At 77.2% G+C, this 2,048-nt stretch carries 2 protein-coding genes and 1 pseudogene; 1 reads left to right on the top strand and 2 read right to left on the bottom strand.

Translation table 11 applies throughout. The annotated features are described in order from the left end of the window. Positions 1-226: pseudogene (locus OJ962_RS34130) on the top strand (hypothetical protein); the annotation flags it as partial. A 10-nt stretch (positions 227-236) separates the two neighbouring features. Here OJ962_RS34130 and OJ962_RS34135 read toward each other — a convergent pair. Next, on the bottom strand, positions 237-1,226 hold the full coding sequence (locus OJ962_RS34135; protein WP_202957603.1) for an NAD-dependent epimerase/dehydratase family protein: 990 nt from the start codon (positions 1,224-1,226) through the stop codon (positions 237-239). Continuing rightward, the coding region (locus tag OJ962_RS34140) for a class I SAM-dependent methyltransferase (protein ID WP_270006954.1) at positions 1,223-2,048 on the bottom strand (826 nt) is incomplete at its 5' end. The genes OJ962_RS34135 and OJ962_RS34140, both read right to left, overlap by 4 nt.

Raw genomic sequence — 2,048 nt, forward strand, 5'->3', positions numbered from 1 at the left:
GCCCGCCCGCCGCGCGCCCGCGGGGCCGCCGCCGCGCAAGGAAGGCGGCGGGGCCGGCAAGTGGCTCGCGCTGGTGCTCGTGCTCCTGCTGGTCGCGGGCGGCGCGTTCGCCTACACGCAGCTCGGCGGCGGCGACCGCCAGCCGCAGCTCAACGAAGAGGTCCGCGGCACCGTGCCCGAGGCCATCGACTCCTTCAAGCAGCTCGTCGAGGACAACACGCAGTAGCGGCGCGGCGCTAGAGCGTGCGGCGCAGCGCTTCCAGCCCGCTGTAGCGCGGGTTCCATCCGAGCTCGCGACGGGCCTTGCCGGCGTCCATGATCGCCGGGCGGCTGATCGCCTCGGCCCACTCGGCGAACGGCGGCGCGAACGGCAGGCCGGCCACCGCCCGCGCGCCGGCCTGGACCACGCGCCGCGGTGCCGGCAGCGGCGCCAGCCCGAGCTCGCGCGCGACGTCGTGGGCGGTCAGGACGCCTTCGCCCGCGAGGTTGTAGGCGCCCGGCGGGCCCGCGCCCAGCACGCTCAGCAGCAGCGCCTGCCCGACGTCGTCCTCGTCGACGAACTGCACCGGAAGCTCGGGGACGGCCACCGGCAGCGGCACGGGCGACCGGCGCAGCAGCGCGCCGACACCGCGGGCGAGCGGCGCGAGCGGCCCGGGGAGCAGGTCCTTGGCGCCGATCGCGTGCGGGCCGAGGACGATCGGCGGGCGCAGCAGGTACAGGCCGAGCTCCGGGCGCCGGCTCGCCTCCATCGTGAGCTCGCGCTCGATCTCGGCCTTCTCCTGAGCGTAGAAGAGGTGCGACGCCGGGCGCACGGGCCAGGCCTCCGTCAGCGGCTGCGGGTTCTCGGGGTGGAAGCCGTAGGCCGCCACCGAGGAGGCATACACGAACCGCCGGGCGCCGGCCGCGGCCGCCGCGCGGAAGGCGTTCAGCGTCCCCTCGACGTTGATCGCGCGGATCGTCGCGCGCGGCGCGGTGCCGGTGATCATGAACGCGAGGTGGACGACCACGTCGGCGCCGGCGAACGCGTCCTCGAGCGCCGCGCGGTCGCGGACGTCGCCGCGCCGGTACTCGAGCTTCGTCCAGCCGCGCGCGGCCGGGTCGAACGGCCGGCGGGCGATGCCGACCACGTGGCGCACGCGCGCTTCCGTCTCCAGCAGGGGCAGCAGCCCGAAGCCGAACGTCCCGGTCGGACCGGTCACCGCCACCGTCAGTGCCGCCTCGCTCATGGCTCCTGCACTACCCACGCGACGAGGATGGTGAGCGGCAGCGCGTAGCCGGCGGCGGTCCGGTAGGGCTCGGCGAGAGCTTCGAGCCGCGCGCGGTGCTCGTCCGTCGCGTGCTCGATCCGGGCGGCCGTGCGGACCGTGCCGCCACGGGCGCCGTCCCACAGCGCGTCGAGCGAGTCGACGTGGAGCGTGTCGCGCACCGTTGTGACCGTCGCGTCGCCACCGAGCAGCGCCGCGAGCCGGTCCGGGTGCGCGTAGAGCTCGGAGTCCGGCCCGTCGGGCACGCCGCCGAGGCCGCTCACGGCCCGCGAGGGGAGGTCGAGGAACGCGACCTCCTCCGCGGGCCCCCACGCGGCGAGCGCGACGGTGCGCGCCACCCGCTTGAGCTCCGCGACCGCGGCGCGCGCGTCGGGAGTGTGGTTGACCAGGAACGCGCCGAGCGCGACGTCGAACGCCCCGTCCTCGAACGGCAGCCGCTCGGCGTCGGCCTCGACGAAGCTCAGGTCCGGGTGGCGCCGGCGCGCCTCGGCGATCATGCCGGGCGCGAGATCGACGCCGGTGACGTCCGCGCCCTTGGCCGCCGCCGCGGCCGCGAGCGTCCCCGGCCCGCACCCGACGTCCACCACCCGGTCGCCGGCCTTGACGTGCGCGAGCAGCGCGGGATGGGCGAACGCGGTCGCGCGCGCCGTGAGCGCGTCGTACGTGCCCGCGCGCGCCGACCAGCCGGCGGCTTCAAAGGACTTGAACGCGGCCGCCTCGCCGCCCGCCGCCGCGGCCTCGCCGTCCGCCGCCGCGGCCTCGCCGCCCGCCGCGGCCTCGTCG

The sequence above is a fragment of the Solirubrobacter deserti genome, assembly GCF_027587175.1.
Classification (GTDB): domain Bacteria; phylum Actinomycetota; class Thermoleophilia; order Solirubrobacterales; family Solirubrobacteraceae; genus Solirubrobacter; species Solirubrobacter deserti.

Excerpts from the sequence above, each read along its gene's own strand:
- OJ962_RS34135 (WP_202957603.1), bottom strand. The coding sequence starts at position 1,226 with ATGAGCGAGGCGGCACTGACGGTGGCGGTGACCGGTCCGACCGGGACG.